This window comes from Polaromonas jejuensis NBRC 106434 (genome assembly GCF_001598235.1).
Lineage (GTDB): Bacteria > Pseudomonadota > Gammaproteobacteria > Burkholderiales > Burkholderiaceae_C > Polaromonas > Polaromonas jejuensis.
In genome coordinates this window covers 210509-229602 of the sequence record NZ_BCYO01000001.1, presented here as the reverse complement: position 1 = coordinate 229602, position 19094 = coordinate 210509, and the positions used below count along the sequence as shown (strand labels likewise).

Annotated in this window: 19 protein-coding genes; 12 read left to right on the top strand and 7 right to left on the bottom strand. The window is 65.3% G+C overall.

Annotated elements, in window-relative coordinates; genetic code table 11:
* Positions 1-40: 40 nt before the first annotated feature.
* Positions 41-712, top strand: coding sequence for a TetR/AcrR family transcriptional regulator (locus tag PJE01S_RS01020; protein WP_068831274.1), 672 nt, complete (start codon positions 41-43; stop codon positions 710-712).
* 50 nt (positions 713-762) lie between these two features.
* The gene (locus PJE01S_RS01015) at positions 763-1536 is read left to right on the top strand and encodes a hypothetical protein (RefSeq protein ID WP_068831273.1); all 774 of its coding nucleotides are present in this window, start codon (positions 763-765) and stop codon (positions 1534-1536) included.
* A gap of 205 nt (positions 1537-1741) precedes the next feature.
* On the opposite strand, the gene PJE01S_RS01010 is transcribed toward PJE01S_RS01015, so the two are convergent.
* The 4 genes from PJE01S_RS01010 to PJE01S_RS00995 all read right to left on the bottom strand — a co-directional run bounded on the left by PJE01S_RS01010 (position 1742) and on the right by PJE01S_RS00995 (position 5841).
* On the bottom strand, positions 1742-2389 hold the full coding sequence (locus PJE01S_RS01010) for an HAD family hydrolase (protein WP_068831272.1): 648 nt from the start codon (positions 2387-2389) through the stop codon (positions 1742-1744).
* Positions 2377-3936, bottom strand: a complete 1560-nt coding sequence (locus tag PJE01S_RS01005) for an ArnT family glycosyltransferase (RefSeq protein ID WP_068831271.1) — start codon at positions 3934-3936, stop codon at positions 2377-2379. The genes PJE01S_RS01010 and PJE01S_RS01005 overlap by 13 nt, the downstream gene beginning before the upstream one ends.
* An 82-nt stretch (positions 3937-4018) precedes the next feature.
* Complete coding sequence (locus tag PJE01S_RS01000; RefSeq protein ID WP_068831270.1) at positions 4019-4978, bottom strand: lysylphosphatidylglycerol synthase transmembrane domain-containing protein; 960 nt, start codon at positions 4976-4978, stop codon at positions 4019-4021.
* Positions 4975-5841 (bottom strand): decaprenyl-phosphate phosphoribosyltransferase, encoded by an 867-nt coding sequence (locus tag PJE01S_RS00995; protein WP_068831269.1) that lies wholly within the window; start codon positions 5839-5841, stop codon positions 4975-4977. Before PJE01S_RS00995 ends, PJE01S_RS01000 begins: the two co-directional genes overlap by 4 nt.
* Before the next feature lie 129 nt (positions 5842-5970).
* Between PJE01S_RS00995 and argE the strand changes: the two genes are divergently transcribed.
* The 9 genes from argE (at position 5971) to PJE01S_RS00950 (ending at position 15360) form a co-directional block, all read left to right on the top strand.
* A complete protein-coding gene (argE, locus tag PJE01S_RS00990) occupies positions 5971-7143 on the top strand; it encodes an acetylornithine deacetylase (protein ID WP_068831544.1) in 1173 nt (390 codons plus the stop codon).
* Between the two features lie 71 nt (positions 7144-7214).
* Positions 7215-9341 carry a molybdopterin-containing oxidoreductase family protein gene (locus PJE01S_RS00985; RefSeq protein ID WP_068831268.1) on the top strand — a complete coding sequence of 709 codons (2127 nt, stop codon included), beginning with the start codon at positions 7215-7217 and terminating at the stop codon, positions 9339-9341.
* 14 nt (positions 9342-9355) lie between these two features.
* Positions 9356-10474, top strand: coding sequence for an aminopeptidase (locus PJE01S_RS00980; protein ID WP_068831267.1), 1119 nt, complete (start codon positions 9356-9358; stop codon positions 10472-10474).
* Complete coding sequence (locus tag PJE01S_RS00975) at positions 10467-10796, top strand: polyhydroxyalkanoic acid system family protein (RefSeq protein ID WP_068831266.1); 330 nt, start codon at positions 10467-10469, stop codon at positions 10794-10796. The genes PJE01S_RS00980 and PJE01S_RS00975 overlap by 8 nt, the downstream gene beginning before the upstream one ends.
* Positions 10797-10833: 37 nt before the next feature.
* A complete protein-coding gene (locus PJE01S_RS00970; RefSeq protein WP_068831265.1) occupies positions 10834-11757 on the top strand; it encodes a LysR family transcriptional regulator in 924 nt (307 codons plus the stop codon).
* Between the two features lie 36 nt (positions 11758-11793).
* The gene (locus PJE01S_RS00965; RefSeq protein WP_068831264.1) at positions 11794-13020 is read left to right on the top strand and encodes a CaiB/BaiF CoA transferase family protein; all 1227 of its coding nucleotides are present in this window, start codon (positions 11794-11796) and stop codon (positions 13018-13020) included.
* The gene (locus tag PJE01S_RS00960; RefSeq protein ID WP_068831263.1) at positions 13017-13955 is read left to right on the top strand and encodes a hydroxymethylglutaryl-CoA lyase; all 939 of its coding nucleotides are present in this window, start codon (positions 13017-13019) and stop codon (positions 13953-13955) included. Before PJE01S_RS00965 ends, PJE01S_RS00960 begins: the two co-directional genes overlap by 4 nt.
* Complete coding sequence (locus PJE01S_RS00955; protein WP_068831262.1) at positions 13952-14344, top strand: VOC family protein; 393 nt, start codon at positions 13952-13954, stop codon at positions 14342-14344. Before PJE01S_RS00960 ends, PJE01S_RS00955 begins: the two co-directional genes overlap by 4 nt.
* Before the next feature lie 32 nt (positions 14345-14376).
* Positions 14377-15360 carry a Bug family tripartite tricarboxylate transporter substrate binding protein gene (locus PJE01S_RS00950; protein WP_068831261.1) on the top strand — a complete coding sequence of 328 codons (984 nt, stop codon included), beginning with the start codon at positions 14377-14379 and terminating at the stop codon, positions 15358-15360.
* Between the two features lie 80 nt (positions 15361-15440).
* Here PJE01S_RS00950 and PJE01S_RS00945 read toward each other — a convergent pair whose 3' ends face one another.
* Complete coding sequence (locus PJE01S_RS00945; RefSeq protein WP_068831260.1) at positions 15441-15695, bottom strand: acyl-CoA-binding protein; 255 nt, start codon at positions 15693-15695, stop codon at positions 15441-15443.
* Between the two features lie 126 nt (positions 15696-15821).
* Between PJE01S_RS00945 and PJE01S_RS00940 the strand changes: the two genes are divergently transcribed.
* Positions 15822-17420, top strand: a complete 1599-nt coding sequence (locus tag PJE01S_RS00940; protein WP_084389283.1) for a wax ester/triacylglycerol synthase family O-acyltransferase — start codon at positions 15822-15824, stop codon at positions 17418-17420.
* Between the two features lie 92 nt (positions 17421-17512).
* On the opposite strand, the gene PJE01S_RS00935 is transcribed toward PJE01S_RS00940, so the two are convergent.
* Positions 17513-18280 (bottom strand): type III pantothenate kinase, encoded by a 768-nt coding sequence (locus PJE01S_RS00935; protein ID WP_068831259.1) that lies wholly within the window; start codon positions 18278-18280, stop codon positions 17513-17515.
* 77 nt (positions 18281-18357) lie between these two features.
* Positions 18358-19026: a helix-turn-helix transcriptional regulator gene (locus PJE01S_RS00930; RefSeq protein WP_068831258.1), complete on the bottom strand. Its 669-nt coding sequence runs from the start codon at positions 19024-19026 to the stop codon at positions 18358-18360.
* Between the last annotated feature and the right edge of the window lie 68 nt (positions 19027-19094).

The window sequence follows — 19094 nt, the reverse complement described above, 5'->3', positions numbered from 1 at the left end:
CTGGGTTAGAGTACAAAACAACAAAACAAGGCAGACACCTATGGCGAAAAAAGCGCCACGCCGCACAGCAGAGCGCATTCTGGAGGTCACGCTGGACCTGTTCAACCGCTTTGGCGAACCCAATGTTTCGACCACGCTGATTTCCGCCGAACTCAGCATCAGCCCCGGCAACCTCTACTACCACTACCCCGCCAAAGATGAGCTGATCAATTCGCTGTTTGACCGCTACGAGCGCGCCCTGAGCGAACTGCTCAATGCCAGCGACGGGGTGCGCAACGTCGAGGACGCCTGGTTTTTCATGCACACGCTGTTTGAGCTGATCTGGCAATACCGCTTTTTGTACCGCGACCTCAACGACCTGCTGAGCAAGAACCGCCGCCTGGAAACCCACTTCCAGTGGGTGCTCAAAAACAAGACCCGCGCCGTCAAGTCCTTGCTGGACGGCATGAGCCGCGCCGGCGCCATGCGCATCGATTCGCGCGAGGTGGAGGCCACGGCCACCAGCATGGTGGTAGTGCTTACTTACTGGCTCAGCTTCGAATACGTTCGCGACCCGCGCAATGCACTGGAGCCCGCCAACGCCCAGGCCGCGCTGATGCGGGGCGCGCACCATGTGCTGAACCTGCTGATCCCCTACCTGGAACAAGACCAGCGCGCGCATTTGCAGGCCCTGGTCGGCGCCTACAGCAGCCCCGCCGGCCAGCCCGCCTGAACGGGCAGGCCCCGAGCCAACATCAAAAAACACCATTCAAGGAGACACCCATGGCCAAATGGACGGCTTTTCCCCACGCTGGCGACTACGCATTTGACGCCACCAGCCTGAAGAAGAACTGGGCCCGCCTGCACCAGGGCGACTGCGAACCGCTGCCCCAAGAAACTGCCGTGCTGCAGGCCTGGGTGCTGTTTCATAACGGCGAGTTCCAGAAGGCGGCCGAGGCCGGCCTGAAACTGGGCGGCGATGGCATCACGGTCGCCAACAAGGCCACCAGCATCTATGCCAACTACCTGGAAGCCAGGGAAAAGACCAAGCTGGAACTCTTTCTGGAAGTCGCCCAGCGCGCCGAGGCGCAGCAGGCCCAAGGCCCGAAAAATGCCAATGCCTGGTACTGGCAGGCCTATGCCCTGGGGCGCTACAGCCAGGGTATCAGCGTGGCCAAGGCGCTGGCGCAGGGCCTGGGCGGCAAGGTCAAGCAGGCGCTGGAGCAGGCCATCAAGCTTAGCCCCAAGCATGGCGACGCCCACATCGCGCTGGCGTCTTTTCATGCCGAGGTGATCGACAAGGTCGGCTCGCTGATTGGCGGCATGACTTATGGCGCCAAAAAAGACATCGGCCTCTCGCTTTACAGGGAAGGGCTGAAACTGAACCCGGCATCCGCCATCGCCATGGTCGAGTACGCCAACGGCATGGTCATGCTCGAAGGCGACAAAAGAATGAAAGAGGCCACCAGGCTCTACGAGCAGGCCGCCGCCAGCCAGCCGGTGGACGCCGCCGAACGGCTGGATGTGGAAATGGCAAAAGCCGAGCTGGAAGACTGAGGGCTCAAGCGCCGAAAAAGACCATCGAACCGACGCGCCGCAAGGAGCGCCGACCTTCTCTTTTACTCATTTTTTGATAGCTATCTACACCCGCTCTGCTTGGGCTGGAGGCCTAAACAGCCCAAAAATTCAGTGAATTGGCCGGCTACGCCCTGCGAACCAGCACGACCCACGTGGCGGCATCCACCGCATCAGCGGTCCGCCTTTACGCTGGCCATGGCTGGCCCCGGTACCAGGCGTGCCGGGCCAGGCGCAGCATGGGAATGTCGCCCGCCGTGTCGCCATAGGCGTAGAGCGGCATATCGCCCACAGACGCCGCGCCAAAACGCGCCGCCGCCCAGGCATTCAGGCGCAGCACCTTCTGCTCGCCGTAGCAATTGGGCGTGCGCATGCGGCCGGTCAGGCGGCGGCCTTCTCCATCGCCCTGCACTTCCATCTCGGTACAGATCAGGTCGTCAAAGCCCAGTTGGCGGGCCACGGCCGGAAGATAGATGTCGGGCGAAGCACTCACCAGCACGCAGCAATGCCCTTCCTTCCGATGCCACTCCAGACGCTGCAGCGTCCATTCGCGAAGCTGGCCGGGAAAGTCCCGGGCCAGCCAGCGCGTGGTCCATTCGTCCATCTCTGCGCTCGTTCGTCCCGTGAGCGTCGCCCGCATCACACGTTGCTTGGCCACATTGTTGGGCACCAGGCGCAGCGCGTAGCCCGCCAGCCAGGGCGAACACCTCAGCATGGCCCACAAGAAACGGGGCCAGCCCAGGCCGCGCGCCAGAAAAGGCCTGAACGAGTCGCCGCGGGTCAGGGTGCCGTCGAAGTCAAAGGCGGCGATCACCGGGGGGCTTACCGGGAGCATCGCAGCTGTCCGCAATAGCGTTCGCAGAAGGGGCAACCGGTCATGGGCAGCCAGCTCGGGATGTTGTAGAAAAGCCGGTAGGCCTCGCCCAGCACGCCTTCGCGGTAGGCCTGGTACTTGAAGCCCGTGCCTTCCACCACATAAAAGGGCACGCCGTCCTGCGTGATGCTGAACTGGCGCACCGACTCAAAATAAGGCGAGAACTCGCCCATGTTGGGCACATCCGGCGTGATCACCCTGATGGTTTTGCCCTGGTAGAGCGAGAAGTCCACCAGCGCATCATCCTGCCGCGCGTGGTACTTGCCGACGCCAAACACCGGCGTGTACTGGCGCCGCTCATAGGCGTAAATGACGGCGGCCGTGTAGGAGTCGGCCATCAGCACGGTGCCGGGGCTGGTGACTTTCTGCAGTATCTCGGCCGTCTTGTAGCTGCGCACGATTTGCGGGTAGATCTTGGTGTTGCGCCAGGTGTCCAGATGGGTCATGTAGAGCCCCGCCACGACCAGCACATGCAGGCCGGCAAACCAGGCCATGCCCTTGGCACAGGTCTTGAGCTTGTCCAGAGGCAAGGCAAATGCCAGCAGGGCAAAGCCAAAGGGGTAAAACGACAGCACCCAGTGCAGGCCAATCACCTTCTTGAACGACAGCAATGCAAAAAACAGCAGCGGCACCACCACCAGGCAGGCCAGCAAACGCGGGATGGGCGCCTGGGTCCGCGCCGTTTCCAGCAGCGCCCGGCGATGCCGCAGCGCCAGCCACAGCACGGCCGGCGTGATGAGGTAGGCCATCATGCCCACGTACATGAGGGGCTTGCGCCACTCGAACTGCGCGCCCTCATTGCGGTTGTACAGGTTGAACATGATGTTCGACCAGCCATGCGACATGTTGTAGGCGATGTTGATGGCCGGGGCGGGCAGCGCGCAGAACACCATCAGTGCCAGGCCAGACCAGCGCTCGCGGCGGTAGCGCGCAAAGTACACCAGGTAGGTCAAGCCCAGCACCACCGAGAAGTACTTGGACAAAAACGCGCAGCCCAAAAACACGCCCGACAGCGCGTAAAGGCCATAGGCGGCGCGGTCCAGCTGTTCACGGCGCTCGGCCCGCATCAGGGCCGCCACCGACAACACCGACCAGAAGATCAGCGGCGTGTCGGTGGTGATCAGTACATTGAGCCAGTTCAGCGGCGTCAGCCAGAAGAACAGCACCGCCCAGGCCGCACGCACGCGGTCCAGCGGCTCGAGCGCCCACCACAGCGCCGCCCCCAGCCCCAGCGGCAGCAAGACCACCGGCAGGCGAATCGACAGCAGGCTGTCGCCCACGGTGGCCCGCATCAGGGCAATCAGCCAGCCCACCATGGGCGGATGGTCCGAGTAACCCCAGGCCGGGAAAACGCCCCACCAGTAGAAAAAGGCCTCGTCCCCGGTCACGGGAAAGGTCACGGCAATCCAGAGCCGCAGCAGCAGCGACGCCAGCCCCACGCCCAGCAGCCAGCGGCTCAGGGTGGTGGGGAAATCGGCAAGGGGGGGATTCTGGGGTATGGCGTTCATCTGGGCGGTGGGGGCGAAAAGGGACGGGAAGCGCAGGGCAAGCGCGGCAGCAAGACGGCGAGCGGGCAGCCGCCCGCGCGTTCTACCGAAAACTGATTTCCTTATGAATGGCCGCACTATAAAGCAAGGCCATGACGCCCAGTCCGACCGCCAGCCACAGGGTCAGCAGGCGCACCAGCACGGTCATCGTCAGGGCGTCACCGGGCGACGCCCCTTGCGCCACCAGCAGACCGGTCAGCACGGCTTCGGTGCCGCCCAGCCCGGCGGGCAGGGCCGACAGCGCGCCGGCCACCATGGCCAGCGCGTAAAAACCCGTGGCCGTGAACAGGTCCACCGGCAGCGCCATGTCCCGGCAAACCAGCCAGACCGCCACCCCTTGCGCCGCCCACGCCGCCAGCGTCAGCACGAACCAGACCAGGGGACGCAGCGCCAGGCAGTGCCAGGCCTCCTGCAGCCACGGATGCCGCCGGAACACCGCAGCGAAGTGCCGCAATAGCAGCGCCAGGCCCACGCAGACGGCCAGGCCCCCTACAGCCGCCAGCCCGAGCAGCCAGGGCGCTGCCGTGCGGACCTCGCCCTTGCCCAGCAGCCACAGGCCCGCCGGAATGCACAGCAGCAGCAGACACAGCAGGTCGGCCAGCCGCTCGGCACCGAAAATGGCCAGGCTTTGCCTGGCCCCCAGGGGCTGGCGGGCCAGCATCAGGCCACGCACGGCCTCGCCGACATTGCCCGGCGTCGGGGTGAAGGCATAGCCCGCCAGGTACAGGCGCAGGCCTTGCAGCGGGCCAAAATGCCGGCCGTAATGCGCCATCCAGCGCCGCCAGCGCCATCCGCGCAGCCCGTAATTGAGCAGGCACAAGGCGCCGGCCTGCAGCCCCGTCCAGGACCACAGGCGGGCCAGCGAGGTCTTGGGACTGTCGCCCCAGAGCAGCAGCGCCGCGGCGTAGGCCGTCGCCACCAGGCCCAGCACGAGCAAGAGCTGTTTGACGGGCAGCTTGAAAGGCACGGCGCCGCCCCCCGGCTGCCCGCGGGGGTCCGTCACAGCCGGTGCCCCAGAAAGATGGCCAGCCAGGCCAGGCCGGCGGCCAGAATCCACACATCCCGCAGCAGGTCGCGCGCCACGTCCTCGCCATGGCCGCGGTGCACCTGGTAGGTGTAGCGCAACATGCCAAAGATCACGACCGGCACGGTGTAAAGCAGGCGCTCGCCGTGCTGCAGCTGCGCCTCGAGGCTGGTCGCAAACAGGCTGTAGGTGGTCAGCGTGGCCGTCATGGTGACGGCCATAAAGGTGTCGAGCAGCGCCGCGGGATAGTGCGCCAGCACGGCGCGCTGGCTGGTCTCGTCATGGAAACTCTCGGCCTTGCGCTTGCAAAAGCCGAGGAAAAGGGTCAGAAAAACCCCGGTCAGCAGCAGCCAGCGCGAGGGCGGCACGCCCACGGCCACCGTGCCCGCCAGCAACCTGAGCATGAAACCCGCGGCAATGATGGACACATCGACCACCGGCACCTGCTTGAGCCGCCAGGAGTAGGCCAGGTTGAGCGCCACATACACGCCCAGCAGGGCCAGCAGGCTGCGGTTTCCCGCCGCCAGCATCAGGCCGCCGCCCAGCAGCAGGGCCGCCAGCGCCAGCGCCACCGGCGCCGGAACCAGGCCGCTGGCCAGCGGACGCCCGCGTTTACGGGGATGCAGGGCATCGCTGGCGCGGTCATGCCAGTCGTTGAGGATGTAAACCATGCTGGAAGTGCAGCAAAACGCGGCGAAGGCATGCAGCACGCGCCCATCCAGCGCCTGGTCAAACCAGTTGTGGCTGAACACCAGACCGGCAAACACAAAGGTATTTTTGAGCCACTGGTGCGGCCGCATGAGGCGGATCAACGCCAGCAGGAAGGTGGAAAAAGAAGGCATCAATGAGAGAAGATAGGCTTCCGGCCTGGAAGCAAGGTTCGAGCATAACTGAGCAGCTTGCGGTCCGCGGCCGCGCCGGGCGACCCAAACAGGCCCCAAACAGGACCCAAATAGGCCCAAAATATGGCCATGACGCCTGCCCTCACCCCCTCCCCCCGCGCCCTGCAACTGATCCAGACCCTGGTGCAGATGAACACGGTCAGCCACAACAGCAATCTGGCGCTGATTCATTTTGTGCGCGATGAACTGCAAAAGCTGGGCGTGGCCAGCCGCCTCACCACCAGCGCCGACAAAACCAAGGCCAACCTGTTTGCCACCCTGGGCGAGGGCAAGCCGGCCGGCATCATTTTGTCGGGCCACACCGACACCGTGCCCTGGGACGGCCAGGACTGGACGGGAGACCCGCTCTCGGCCGCGATCCAGGACGGCAGGCTGTACGGCCGCGGCAGCTGCGACATGAAGGGCTTTATCGGCATGGCGCTGGCCCATGCCGGCGATTTCCTGAACAGCGCCGCGCCCTTTGCCGTGCACCTGGCCCTGAGCTACGACGAGGAAGTCGGCTGCCTGGGCGTGAAGGAACTGATCGCCGACATGAAGGACGCCGGCATTGCGCCGCTGGCCTGCATCGTGGGCGAGCCCACCAGCATGGTGCCGGCCACCGCCCACAAGGGCGTGTACCGCTACAAATGCTGCGTGCGCGGCAAGGAAGCACACTCCTCGCTGACGCCGCAGTCGGTCAATGCCATCGAGATGGCGGCGCGCGTGGTCGGCAAGCTGCGCGACATGGCCGAAGGCTTTGAGGCCAACGAGCCGCGCTACGAGGGCTTTGACGTGCCCTTCAGCACGGCCAGCGTCGGCCAGTTCCACGGCGGCATTGCCGACAACGTGGTGCCGCGCGACGCCGAATTCCGCTATGAATTCCGCAACCTGCCCACCGCCGATGCCGTTTCCATGCAAAAAGAGGTCGTAGCCTTTTCGGAACGGGCGCAACCAGCTATGAAAAAAATAGCACCTGAGGCCGGCTTCAGCTTTGAGACGATTTGCGAAGTGCCGGCTTTTCTGGGCTCTGCCGGCGATGCCGTGACCCGGCTGGCGCAGCGCCTGGCGGGCGCCCAGCGCACCACGCTGGTGGCCTTCGGCACCGAGGCGGGTCTGTTCAAAAGCGCGGGCATCCCCACCGTGGTCTGCGGCCCCGGCAGCATCAACCAGGCGCACCAGCCCGATGAATATGTCAGCCTGGAGCAGCTGGCCCGCTGCGAGGACTTCATGCGTGGACTGGTGGCCACGCGGGCCATCGCCTGACGCCAGTGCCTACTGAGCTTGCGGATGGCGCACTCCCCCAGCGGCTTTTCAATCCCGGATAGAGTTGCCGCATGAGCCTCCCCACCCGCATCGTCCCCGCCCCGGCATCCGCATTGCCATCCGATTTATCGCCAGCACAGGTGCGCGGCGCCTGCCCGCACGACTGCCCCGACACCTGCTCGCTGCTGACGACCGTGGAAAACGGCGTGGCGATCAAGGTGCAGGGCAACCCCGAGCACCCCCACACCGGCGGCGTGCTGTGCAACAAGGTCTCGCGCTATACCGAACGCACCTACCACCCCGAACGCCTGCTGCAGCCCCTCAAACGCGTCGGCCCCAAGGGCAGCGGCCAGTTTGAGCCGGTCAGCTGGGAGGCGGCACTGAGCGACATTGCCAGCCGCCTGACAGCCATCGCGGCGCGCGACCCCGAGGCCATCGTCCCCTACAGCTACGCCGGCACCATGGGCCAGGTGCAAGGCGAAAGCATGGCGGCGCGCTTTTTCAACCGGCTCGGCGCCTCATTGCTGGACCGCACCATTTGCGCCACCGCCGGCGGCGAAGGTTTCACGCAAACCCTGGGCGGCAAGGTTGGCATGAAGGTCGAGTTTTTTGCCGAGTCCAGGCTCATCATCATCTGGGGCAGCAATCCGATTGGCAGCAACCTGCACTTCTGGCGCTATGCGCAGCAGGCCAAGCGCGACGGCGCCCGGATGGTCTGCATAGACCCGCGCAAAAGCGAAACCGCCGAAAAATGCCATGAACACATCGCGCTGCTGCCCGGCACCGATGCCGCGCTGGCGCTGGCGCTGATGCACGAGTTGATCAGCCACGACTGGCTGGACCACGACTACCTGGCCCGCCACACCCTGGGCTGGCCGGCACTGAAGGAACGCGCGCTGCAATGGCCACCCGAGCGTGCCGCCGCAGTCTGCCGCGTGCCGGTGGAACAAATCAAAGCCCTGGCGCGCGACTACGGCCAGTGTTTTGTCAACCGGCAACCGGCCGCCATCCGGCTGAACTACGGCATGCAGCGCGTGCGCGGTGGCGGCAATGCGGCGCGTGCCGTGGCCTGCCTGCCGGCGCTGATCGGCGCCTGGCGGCACCGGGCCGGTGGCGTGCTGCTCAGCAGTTCGGGCCAATTTCCGGTCGACAAGGCCGCGCTGCAGCGGCCCGAGCTGCTGGCCGGGCGCCGGCCGCGCACCATCAACATGAGCACGATTGGCGACGATTTGCTGCGTGAAAGCTCGCCGCAGTTCGGCCCGAAAATCGAGGCGCTGATTGTCTACAACAGCAATCCGGTGGCGGTCGCGCCCGAATCGGGCAAGGTGGTGCAGGGCTTTGCGCGCGAGGATTTGTTCACCGTGGTGCTGGAGCATTTCCAGACCGACACCGCCGACCATGCCGACTACCTGCTGCCCGCCACCACCCAGCTGGAGCATTGGGATGTGCACAGCGCCTATGGCCACACCGATGCCCTGCTGAATCGCCCGGCCATCGCACCGCTGGGCCAGGCCAAACCCAATACGCAGATTTTTCGCGAACTGGCGGTGCACATGGGTTTTACCGACAGCTGCTTTTCCGACACGGACGAAACGCTGTGCCGTGCGGTCTATGGCGACAAGGTCGATTTTCAGGAATTGCTGGACCAGGGCTTTGCCACTTTGAAGCTGCCCGATGCACCCTTCGCCGAGGGCAACTTCCCGACTCCTTCAGGCCGCTGCGAGTTCTTCAGCGCGCGGCTGGCGGCCCAGGGCCTGGACGGCCTGCCCGACCATGTGCCCAACCATGAAACGCCGGGTTCCTCGGCTGAGTTTCCGCTGGCCATGATTTCGCCGCCGGCGCGGAACTTCCTCAACTCCAGCTTTGTCAATGTGAAAAGCCTGCGCGATATCGAGGGTGAACCGCTGCTGGAGATGCACGAACAGGACGCCGCCGCGCGCGGCATCCATAGCGGCAGCATCGTCAAGGTGTTCAACCAGCGCGGCGAGTACCGCGTCAAGGCCGAGGTGTCACGCCGCGCCCGGCCCGGCGTGGTGAACGGCATGGGCATCTGGTGGCGCAAGCTGGGGCTGGATGGCACCAATGTGAACCAGCTCACCAGCCAGCATTTGACCGACCTGGGCCGCGGCCCGGTGTTTTACGACTGCCTGGTCGAGGTTCAGTTGTTGGCCGCAGCACCGGAGCCGCAGGCGATGTGAAATGGAGAGTTGCCATGGCATTGAAGGGACTCAGGGCAGCACTGGCGGCGGGTCTGGCCGCAGCCGGCATGGCCGGCTGCGCCGACCTGGGCTACTACTGGCAATCGGCCAGCGGGCATTTGGGAATGCTTTACGCCGCCCGGCCGGTGGATGATTGGCTGAGCGACACCCAAACCCCGGCCCAGCTCAAAAAACGGCTGGCGCTGGCGCAGCGCATTCGCCGCTTTGCCGTCACGGAACTGAAGCTGCCCGACAACCCCAGCTACAACCGTTACGCCGACCTGCAGCGCAAGGCCGTGGTCTGGAACGTGGTCGCCGCCCCTGAGCTGTCGCTCACGCTCAAGACCTGGTGTTTTCCGGTCGCCGGCTGCGTCGGCTACCGCGGTTACTTCAACGAGGACGAGGCCCTCGCCGAAGCCGAACGGCTCAAAGCCGAAGGCTGGGAGGTCAACATGTACGGCGTGCCGGCCTATTCCACCCTGGGCTGGATGAACTGGGCCGGCGGCGACCCGCTGCTCAACACCTTCATAGGCTCCCCGGAGGGCGAGTTGGCGCGCCTGATCTTTCACGAACTGGCCCACCAGGTGATCTACGTCCCGGGCGACACCATGTTCAACGAGTCCTTTGCCACGGCGGTCGAACGCATGGGCAGCCAGCGCTGGCTAAGCCGCGAGGCCCATGACGATGCCCACCGGGCTTACGCCCGGTCCGAAGAGCGACGCCAGCAGTTCCGCGCGCTGACGCTGGCCACGCGCCGCAGGCTGGCTGGAATTTATGACTTGAATTGGGCGGAAGCCCCCGCCAGAGCTCCGCAAATGGCTATGAAAAGCATAGCGCTTTCAGACTTCAAGCAGCAGTACGCCCAGCTCAAAGCCGCCTGGGGCGGTTATGCCGGCTACGACGCCTGGGTGGCCCAGGCCAACAATGCCTCGTTTGGCGCGCAGGCCGCCTATGATGAACTGGTGCCCGGCTTTGAGGCCCTGTTCCAGCGCGAAGGCCAGGACTGGGAACGGTTTTATGATGCGGTGAAGCGCCTGGCCGAACTGCCCAAAAAAGAACGACACCAGCAACTCAAGGCGCTGGCCCCTCACGACGAGCCTCAGAATCAAGCACAAGGAAACGCGAATGGCTGACATCCACATCGAACGCGGGCACGCCCTCGGCCTGCCGCAGGCGCGCAAGATCGCTTTCCAGTGGGCCGAGCTGGTCGAAGAAAAACTCGCCATGGCCTGCACCTACGAGGAAGGCCAGACCACAGACCTTGTCAGCTTCAGCCGTTCGGGCGTCAACGGCACGCTGACGGTGACCAAGGACAGCTTCGAGCTGAACGCCAAGCTGGGCTTTCTGCTCGGCGCCTTCAAGGAAAAGATCGAGGAAGAGATCGTCAAGAACCTGGACGTGCTGATCGCCCCAACGCCTACCGCCAGGAAGCCCGCGGCCAAAACGAAGGCATGAGTCCCGCAGCGTTGATAGCCGCCCGCGTAAGCACCGCATGAACCTGGCCCGGTTTGATCTGGTGTCGATCCGCCTGGCGGTGGCCTGCGCCCAGACCGGCAGCCTGACCGCCGCCGCACGCACGGCACATCTGGCACTGGCCGCGGCCAGCCGGCGCCTCCGTGAACTGGAAAGCGCGCTGGGCGATACGCTGTTTGAGCGCCATGCACGCGGCTTGCTCCCCACCGCTGCGGGCCGGGTGTTCGTCAAGCACGGGCTCACCCTGCTGCAAACAATGGAACAACTCGCGGGTGAACTCGCCGATTTGCGGCAAGGCATTGCGCGCCACATCCGGCTGTGCGCCAGCAGCGCCGCCATCAGCCAGTTCCTGCCGCCGCTGCTGGCACGCTATGGCGAACTGCATCCCCAGGTGCATGTCGACCTGGAAGAACAGGTGTCGGAAGTGGTGGTGGCCACGCTGCGCGAAGGCCGGGCCGATGTCGCGGTGTTCGTCGAAGGGCCGGACACGACCGGGCTGGACACCCAGCTCTTTCGCCACGATGAACTGGTGCTGGTCCTGCCCGCCCAACACCGGCTGGCGGGCAAGTCGCCGCTGGCGTTCACCGATGCGCTGGACGAGGAGTGGATCAGCCTGACCGCCGGGGCCGCCATGCTGCAAAAGCAGCAGCAGGCGGCGCTGGCCGCAAACCGGCCGCTCAAGCTGCGCATGCAGGTGCGCAGCTTTGACGCGGTCTGCCACATGGTGGCCTCGGGGCTGGGAGTTGCCGTGCTGCCCAAAGCGGCGGCCCTGCCCATCATGCGCGCGATGAAGCTGAGCTGGCGCCCGCTGACCGACCCCTGGGCGCGGCGCCGCCTGCTGGTGGCCAGCCCGCCGGGCCAGAGCGATGCGGGCATCAGCGCGCTGATCGCCTTTCTGGTTCAGCCTTCGCAAAATGCGAAAGCCAAGCCCCCAAAGCAGTAATGGACGGGACAGGCCTGCGGCGGCACACTGCCCGCCATGGTCCCCACTGAAACCCCCACCCCGGCGAATGCCGCCCCAGGCCCGCTGGCCGGCCTGAAAGTCCTGGAGCTTGGCCAGCTGATTGCCGGCCCCTTCGCCGCCAAGACGCTGGCCGATTTCGGCGCCGACATCATCAAGATCGAGACCCCCGGCGCCGGCGACCCGCTGCGCAAATGGCGCTTGCTCAAGGACGGCACCTCGGTCTGGTGGCAGGTGCAGTCGCGCAACAAGCGCTCGGTGGCCCTTAGCCTGAAAAGCCCCGAGGCCCAGGACATCGTGCGTCGGCTCGCGGCCGAGTCCGACGTGCTGATCGAAAACTTCCGGCCCGGCGCCATGGAAGGCTGGGGGCTGGGGCCCGACGAACTGCTCAAGCTCAACCCGCGCCTGATCATGCTGCGCATCAGCGGCTACGGGCAAACCGGCCCCTACCGCGACAAGCCGGGCTTTGGCGTGGTCGCCGAGGCCATGAGCGGGCTGCGCCACCTGACCGCTGAACCGGGCCGCGTGCCGGTGCGCGTCGGCGTGAGCATCGGCGACACGCTGGCCGCGCTGCACGGCGTGATCGGCATTTTGCTGGCGCTGCAGCATCGCCGCGTATCGGGCCAGGGCCAGGTGATCGACGTGGCGCTCTACGAAGCGGTGTTCAACTGCATGGAAAGCCTGCTGCCCGAGTACAGCGCGTTTGGCGCCGTGCGCGGCCCGGCCGGCAGCGCCCTGCCCGGCATCGCGCCCAGCAATGCCTACCGCTGCAAGGACGAGGGCTACGCGCTGATCGCCGGCAACGGCGACAGCATTTTCAAGCGCCTCATGACCACCATAGGCCGCAACGACCTCGGGACCGATCCGGCGCTGGCGGACAACGCTGGCCGCGTAGCGCGGGTCGCCGAAATTGACGCGGCGATCGGCCGGTGGACCGCGGAGCTGAGCGTGGACGAAGTACTGGCGGCACTGGACCGGGCTTCGGTACCCGCCGGCCGCATCTACACCGTGGCCGACATCGCGGCCGACCCGCATTACCTGGCGCGCGGCATGCTGGACAGCGTGCAGATGGACGACGGCAGTACGCTGGCCGTGCCCGGCATCACGCCCAAGCTCTCGCTCACACCGGGCAGCCACCGACGCAACGCACCCACGCTGGGCCAGGACACCGACGCTGTGCTGCGGGAACTGGGCCTAACGCCCGAACAGATCCAGGGACTGAAAGACAAGGGCATCGTGTCATGAAACGGATTTTCTTCAACGAGGTCGCCACGCGCGACGGCTTCCAGATCGAGCCGGAATTCATCCCGACCGACAGCAAGGTGGCGCTGGTCGATGCCCTGAGCGAATGCGGCTATGCCAAGATCGAGGTCACCTCCTTCACCTCGCCCAAGGCCATCCCCATGCTGCGCGACGCCGACGAGGTGATGGGGCGCATACGCCGCGTGCCCGGCGTCGAGTACACAGTGCTGGTGCCCAACCTGCGCGGCGCAGAGCGCGCGCTGGAGGCCAGGGCCGATGAGCTCAACCTCGTCATGTCCACCTCCGAAACGCACAACCTGGCCAACCTGCGCATGCCGATGGCGCACAGCTTTGCAGCGCTGTCGGAAGTGATCCAGCGTGTCGATGGCCGAACCCCCATCAACGTCTCGCTGTCCTGCTGCTTTGGCTGCCCGATGGAAGGCGAGGTGCCGCAGGAAAGCGTGCTGGCCTGGGTCAAGCGCTTTGCCGACCTGGGCGTGCGCGGCGTCACGATTTGCGACACCACCGGCATGGCGCATCCGGCCCAGGTCAGCCGCATGGTGGAGGCACTGCAGCAGCGCTTTGCCCAGTTGCAGCTGACTCTGCACTTTCACAACACGCGTGGCATGGGCCTGGCCAACCTGCTGGCCGGCGTGCAGGGCGGCATCACGCGCTTTGACGGCTCACTGGGCGGCCTGGGCGGCTGCCCTTATGCGCCCGGGGCCAGCGGCAACATCAGCAGCGAGGACGCCATCCACATGCTGGCCGCCATGGGTTACGACACCGGCATTGATTTGCCCAAGCTGCTGGCAGTGGCGCGGCAAATGCCGAACATCGTCGGCCACGAAGTACCGGGCCAGGTCGCCAAGGCGGGACGCACTGAAGACCTGCATCCGGCGCCGGAGTTTGTAGCAGCCCTGCGGGAGCAGTTCGCGTGATTGATCACCTCGATCATCTGGTGTTGACCACCGCCGACGAAACGGCTTGCGTGGACTTCTACACCCGGGTGCTGGGCATGACGCTGGAGACCTTCGTGGGCGGCACGCCGCCCGTGGAACGCAAGGCCTTGCGCTTTGGCCAGCAGAAAATCAACCTGCACGTCAAGGGCCGCGAATTCGAACCCAAGGCGCATCGGCCGGTACCCGGCGCGCTGGACCTGTGCTTCCTCGCGAGCGTGCCGTTGCAAGAGGTGATTGCCCGTCTTGAGCGCGAGCACTGGCCCATCATCGAAGGCCCGGTCCTGCGCACCGGCGCGACGCAGAAAATCCGCTCGGTCTATGTGCGCGACCCGGACCTGAACCTGATCGAGATTTCCGAACCGGCCTGAACAGGCCCCTACAACTATCCCAGGAGACAAGCATGACCCCCAGCACCCCAATTTCCCGCCGTACCTTTGTGACGGTCGCCGGCCTCGCCTCGGCCGCCTGGCTCAGCCCGGTGCGTGCGCAGCTCGCCGGCAAACCCCTCACCCTGGTCGTGCCCGCGGCGGCCGGCGGCACCACCGACATCGCCGCGCGCATGCTGGCCGAGCCGCTGGGCAAGATTCTGCAAACCTCCGTGATTGTGGACAACCGCAGTGGCGGCAATGGCAACATTGCCGGCCAACTGGTTGCGCGTGGCCCGACGGACGGCTCCAGCCTGCTCGTGCAGTACTCGGGCTACCAGTGCATCACGCCGCTGATCCAGCCGATGCCGGGGTTCGATCCCGCCACCCACCTCAAGCCCATCGGCCACCTGATCGATGCGCCGCAGTTGATGGTGGTGCGCGCCGACTTTCCGGCCAACACGTTCGCCGAATTCCTCCGGTACGCCAAAGCCAACCCGGCGCGCATCAACTACGCCTCCAGCGGCAACGGCTCGCTGCAGCATGTCACCACCGAGCTGCTGAAGGACCTGACCAAGACCTACCTGGTGCACATCCCCTACCGCGGCACAGGCCCGGCGCTCAATGACCTGCTGGCCGGCACGGTGGACTTCACCATCACCACGCCGCCGCCGCTGCTGCCGCACATCCGTGCCGGCAAACTGAAAGCGCTGATGGTGACCGGGCGCACGCGCCTGGCGGCCCTGCCCAACATACCCACGGCCACCGAGGCCGGCGTGCCGCTGGTGGCCTCGTCCTGGTTTGCGGTCTACGGGCCCAGCGGCCTATCAAACGACCTGCAGAATCGCCTGTCGCTGGCCATCAGGCAGGTGGTGGAGTCCGACAACTTCAAAAAGCGCGCCGAAGACCAGGGCGCCAAGGCGGTGGTCATGAGCGGGGCCGAGCTGGCCACGCTGGGCAGCAACGAGCGCAACATGTGGGCTCGCATCGTGAAGCTGGCCAACATCAAGGCCGACTGAGCAGCCACAACGCGTGCCCGCAAAGAAAAAAGCACCCCGCGCAGCGCGCGCGGGGTGCTTTTTTCTTCAGAAGGATCCGCTTATTCCAGCGACGCAATCAGGTCGATGTACTGCTGCATGGCGTCATCCTGCGACGTGCCCTTGAGGTTGTTCCAGGCCTCCCACTTGGCGCGGGCCACCATCTCGCTGAAGCCGGGTTTTTTCTCGGCGTTGTCACCCACGCTGCCCTGCTTGTAGAGGGCATAGATTTTCAGCAGGGTGGCGTTGTCGGGACGCTCGCTGAGGTTTTTCGAGTCGGCCATGGCCTTGTCGAAGGCGGCTTTCAGGTCTGACATGGGGAGGCTCCGTTTCTGAAATTATTGGCCCAAGGAGGTGGGGTAACTGCCCGGTATCTTAGCCAGAAGTTCTCGGCAAAATAGGGAACTTACTCCAGCCGGGGCGGGTTTGCACAGGGAGTGTTCATGGTCACACGCGTCAGCGGCTCAGCCGCAGCTCAAAAAATCGCCCCCAAATTGGCGGGCGAAATGGCGGCCAGGGTGGCCAGAAGCGTTCAGAAAAACGTCACGCGGGCCGTCTCGGGCAGCCTGGGTCTGTCGGGCGAGCGCATGAGCAAGGTCGACACCGCCTGGCTGCGCATGGACAGCGACACCAACCTCATGATGATTGTCGGCGTGTGGCAGCTGGCGCCCGGCGTCAAGTACGCGGCGGTGTGCGAGCGCATAGAAAACAGCCTGCTCAAATACGAGCGCTTCCGGCAGCGCGTGGTGGAAGACGCGGCCGGCGCCACCTGGGTGAATGACCGCAACTTCGACCTGGCCCGGCATGTGGTGCTGGAACAGCTGCCCAGCTCGGCCAACCAGGAGCCGGCGCTGCAGGACCGCGTGGCCGAACTGGCCACCCAGCGCCTGGACCCGAAACGCCCGCTCTGGCAGATCCACCTGATCGAGGACTACCTGGGTGCGGACGGCGTCAAGGGCAGCGCCATGATTGTGCGCATTCATCACTGCATTGCCGACGGCATCGCGCTGATCTCGGTGACCATGTTGCTGGTCGACGGCGGTGCGCCGCCGCCCGAGCGCCGGAAAAAAGATGCCGCTGCCCACGGCGCCGAAGACTGGCTAACTGACCTATTTCGCGACACGCTGCTCAAACCCTTCACCGACATCACCGTGAAGGCGCTGGGCGCCATGGGCGACGGCGCGGCACGATCGCTGGGCCTGTTGGGCGATCCGAAAAAAGGCCTGGAACACGGCCTGGAACAGGGTTTGAAAAGCTCGGTGGACATGGCCAGGGTTCTGTTCCAGGTGCTCTCGGACACGGCCGCGCTGGCCCTGATGCCGGACGACGCCAAAACCCGGCTCAAGGGCAAGCCCGGCGGCGTCAAGAAGGTCGCCTGGTGCGAGCCTATCCCGCTGGAGGAGGTCAAGGCGGTGGGCAAGGCGCTCAATTGCTCCATCAACGATGTGCTGCTCAGCTGCGTCGCCGGCGCCCTGGGCGAGTATTTGAAGTCGCATGGCGACGATGTCTCGGGCCAGGAAATCCGCGCCGTGGTGCCGGTGAATTTGCGGCCCCTGGAGCAGGCCCACCAGCTCGGCAACCGCTTTGGCCTGGTGCCGCTGGTGCTGCCGATCGGCGTGGACAACCCGATTGAGCGCGTGTACGAAGTGCGCCGCCGCATGGCGGCCCTCAAGGGCAGTTACCAGCCGCTGCTGGCCTTCAGCCTGCTGGCCGTGGCGGGCCTGATGATCAAGCCGGCGCAGGACATGATGCTCAATCTGTTTTCCAAGAAGACCACGGCCGTGATGACCAATGTGCCGGGCCCGCGCGAAAAACTCAAGTTCTGCGGCGCCACGCTGGAGCAAAGCCTGTTCTGGGTGCCGCAATCGGGCGATGTGGGCTTGGGCGTGTCTATCCTGAGTTACGGCGGCGGCGTGCAGTTTGGCGTGATCACCGACAGCCTGCTGTGCCCGGATCCGCAGCGCATCATTGACGAATTCGTGCCCGAGTTTGCCAGGCTCTCCATCGTGACGCTGATGCTGCCGTGGGGCGAAGAGGGCTGAATCCTCAAGCCGTTCAGGCCTCCACCCCTTTAGTGGCGGGCGTAGTCAGCTATATTTTCAATAGCATAACAGCCGCCATGGCGGGCCGCCCCTCAGGCAGCAAACCGCCGCGATGCGATCTCCAGCAGGCCATCAAAAATCAGGCTGTCCACGAGTTCGAACTTCACCGACATGCTGGGCGCCATCTTCCAGCCGGCGCCGCCGGTCATGATGCATTCCGGCGTTTCGCCGCAATGTCGCGTGACGTTTTCCACCATGCGCTGCACGGCGCCGGCAATGGCAAATGTGCCGCCACTGGTCAGCGCGTCACTGGTGTTGGTCGGGAAATCCCGCACCTCGCCGGTCGGGACATGCAGGCCCGCGGTGCCGGATTCGAGCGCGCGCAGCATGATGCCGTGGCCGGGCAGGATGATGCCGCCCAGGAATTTTCCGGCGGCGTCAATGGCCTCGACGGTCACGGCCGTCCCCACCATCACCACCACGCAGGGTTTGCGGCTGCCGCGCGCCAGCAGCCGGTGGTGCGCGCCTATCATGGCGACCCAGCGGTCGGCCCCCAGCCGCGCCGGATGATCGTAGCCATTGCTCAGGCCGGCCTCCTCGACGCTGGGCACGACCCAGCGCGGCGCCACGTCCCAAAGTTCCATCTGCTCGGCCACGCGCCGCTTGATGGCATCGCCGGCCACGATGCAGCCGAGAATCCGCGAGGGCGCGGGCATGGTGCGCCACTCATCTTCGGCCAACCTGTCGATGTTTTCCAGGAACACCGCGCCCTGCGCCAGCAGTTTGGCCCCCGGCGCTGGCAGGTCATACTGGGCCCATTTCAGGCGGGTGTTACCCACGTCAAGCGCTAGAAAAGTCATTTGGCTGGATTATGAACAGATTTTCCGTGCTATAGCAGCCGGGAAGAGAGGTTTTCAGGCAGATGCCACGCGCGGGCTCAAATCAGGCCAAACCAGCAGGCGCGCTGGATGGCCGCCAGTTTGTTGTCCACCTGGAGCTTGCTCATGGCATTGGCGAGGTGAAAGTTCACGGTTCGCTCGCTGCAAAGCAGTTGTTCGCCGCTTTCACGCGCCGTCATGCCCTGAAACGCCAGGCTCAGGCATTCGAGTTCGCGCGGGCTCAAGGGGCTGCGGGCCTCGGCCAGCGCCCGCTTCAGCAGCGGCCAGATGTTGAGCGAAGACCAGGCCAGCAGCGCCGCCTCGCTGCGGTCATGCCACTGACGCGGACTGAAGAGATAACATTCGAAAGCGCGCCCGACCGTCAGCGGAAAGGCGATCCGGACGACGCTCTGGTAGCCGTGGCCCAGCCAAAGCCTGCGCCAGCGCCCCATGCTTTCGAAAGACGACTTTGAAATATCCTGCCAGGCCACCAGCGGCGCATCGGAGTCACGCCAGGGCGCGCCGAAATCCCGGCTCTCGGCCAGGGCTTCCGCGGCGTCCAGCAGGCGCGGCGGGTGCAGGGCCAGCACCAGCCGGTCATCGCGACCACCAAAGGGATCGGGGCCCAGCACCATCAAGGCTTCTACCGAGTATTCGCGCAAGGCTCTCAGCCAGTCGCTGATGACGCCATCCACACTCACGCTGTCAAAGTTGGCAGGGTATGGCATTAACCGGCCCGGAAAAGAACACGGACAATACAACCAAATGTCAAATGCGTCATCCGTCGAGATTCAGG